At 62.3% G+C, this 2,235-nt stretch carries 2 protein-coding genes; both read right to left on the bottom strand.

The window, feature by feature from the left end:
- Positions 1–132 precede the first annotated feature (132 nt).
- A complete protein-coding gene (locus QZY07_RS12595) occupies positions 133–1,323 on the bottom strand; it encodes a DUF1156 domain-containing protein (protein ID WP_363184155.1) in 1,191 nt (396 codons plus the stop codon).
- A gap of 123 nt (positions 1,324–1,446) precedes the next feature.
- A complete protein-coding gene (locus tag QZY07_RS12590; protein WP_295403095.1) occupies positions 1,447–2,091 on the bottom strand; it encodes an NYN domain-containing protein in 645 nt (214 codons plus the stop codon).
- Positions 2,092–2,235 lie beyond the last annotated feature (144 nt).

Here is a 2,235-nt window from a genome sequence, read left to right as displayed (position 1 = left end):
GGCAGGATCATTGGGCATCGTTCACACCCCTTGGTGAGTTGGCACTTCCAAGGGTATGAAAGTCCGGGGATCCTGCCAATTCCTCCAACACCGATCACCAAGCGCAGCAGTCAGTCTTGGCCGGAGTTATGATCAAGGCCTGCGGTAGGTCTTGCCGTCCAACTCATAGACCAGCTTGCCATCGCGCACCGTCCCCTGCTCGGCCATCTTCATGTCGGTGGCCGGGACGCCGGTCAGGATCTGTATATCGAACCGCCTATTCGCTGGATCGGGAACCAGCCGGGCAATCACGTTGCGATTCTTCGAGATCACCCAACTCGGCGCCATCGGCACCATCCAGCCAGTCTCCGGGCAACGGGTCTCCAGACAATAGAGATACGCCTTGGCGCGGTTGCCCTCGCTGTCGTGTTCGATGCCCAATTTCGTGATGGTACGATCAACCTTCTTGGCCACCTCGCACTGCGCCCGCTCGATCTCCGCGCACTGCTCGGGCGCGGCGCCGATGATGTTGAGCGCCCCCCAGGTCAGCATGCAGGCGATGGGATTGAGGTCCGAGGCGTAGACATCGCAGCCAAGCCGAGCGGCCTCGAATGGAATCGATCCACCGCCGCAGAAGGTGTCGCCAACCTTGGGACGATGGCCGAAGCGCAGGATGCCGAGTTGCTCGACCAGTTCCGGATGGGAGTGCGCCGCGATGCCGAATCGGCTCAGATGCGCGTTCACGGCGGGCCAGATCGGAGCATAGAGGATGGCTGGATCCAGTTCCTCCGGACGCTTGCACAGACCGGCGCGCTCCTCATAGGTGGGATAGGTTGCCAGCGCTTGAGCCAGCAGGTCCAGCTTGTCGGCCTGATCGATGTCACGCCGCCAGCGGATGGATAGGCCAGGATAGTCATCGGGTTCAAAGGGACACCGCAGACAGGCCAGGTCTTCCGACGCGACCGCCTTGTCCTCGTAAGACGCGGCGAAGTAGCGCCAGGGATCCGCGAGCGTCAGGCGCCGGGCAATCTCGGTCACGCTGATCTTCGGCTCGCGTCGCGCCAGCCCGCCCGTGTCGAAGGCCATCAACTGCTCGAAAATCTCCAGATCCATTTCAGGATCGTCCGTCCGCGGCAGCAGGCTGCCCAAGATGATCGCCCGTACCAGAATCAGCGGCTTGCGGCCCTTCCAATAGGAACCCAAGGCCGTCAGGGTCTGACCCGCGCCGGCTTTGCGCTCGCGCTGCGCCTCGAAGGAAACCTTCTGCGCCGGAAAAACCGCTTCGATCAGCGCTGGAGCATCCTTGAGGACGAAAGGTTGTAGCTCCGCACCGGAGACTGGCACAACAGCGACTGGCCTCTGTTCAGTAATTTCCGGCGACATCGTGAGCTTTCACCTAATGGGTTGGCGGGGCGATGTGGTTACGACCGGCGACTGTGCATCGAGTCGGCAGGAACGCACATTCAATCAAAAGACGAGGATCTTATTCGCACCAGTCCCGCGGGTCGTGAGTCCTGGCAAGGACTGTAGGAAGCGCGCTCGCGCCGCTTTGTCATAGCCGAGTTTGAACAACGCCTGCCCCACATCGGTTGCGGTATAGCCACCGCCTGGTTGTTTTGTGCACATCGCGCGCAGTTGCGCGGCGACCGACGTGCCCTCGCCTTTTGAGGTCGGTGTCGGTGTTACCGCCGGCGCCGTCACGACGGGTACCGCAGGTTGGGTGGTGGCCGATACCGGGCGAGCGACCGGGTTCGCTTTCGCGACGGCGGGTAGCAACAGCGTTGTCAGGTGGGCGTTGCGTGCCGTCGGGATCTCCCCGTCGGCATAGGCGATCAACGCTCGGCAGCCACGCGCCTTGGCGTGCTCAGCGGCGCCAATGAGCAGGTCGTCGCGGGAAACGATGACCACGACCACGCGTTCGCGGAGATGCCGCTCCAGCTCAGCACCCAAGGCCATCAGCAGGGCGATATCCGCCCCTTGCTTGCGGTGTGGCGCCGGGAGCGCCTGCACGACCAGATCAGGGATTGCCGCCAGCAACTCACGGCGCCAGTGGTCGATTTGCGGCCCCTGATTATTCCCAGCAATGGTGGCGCTGATGATCTTGGCCTCCAACTCAGGCGATTTACGCGAAAGAACTTACCCGCAATCGGGCCGGATAAGGATGTCCCATTTGGGCAAGGTCGGGCTGCGCTCCAAGCGCGCTTCGACCTTTTTCATGGCCCCTTTGGTGAGGGTAACGCCTTTCGCATAGACCTT

The sequence above is a fragment of the uncultured Thiocystis sp. genome (assembly GCF_903866365.1).
Lineage (GTDB): Bacteria > Pseudomonadota > Gammaproteobacteria > Chromatiales > Chromatiaceae > Chromatium.
Note: the sequence above shows the minus strand (reverse complement) of the source record. Positions and strands in the feature narration are given on the sequence as shown.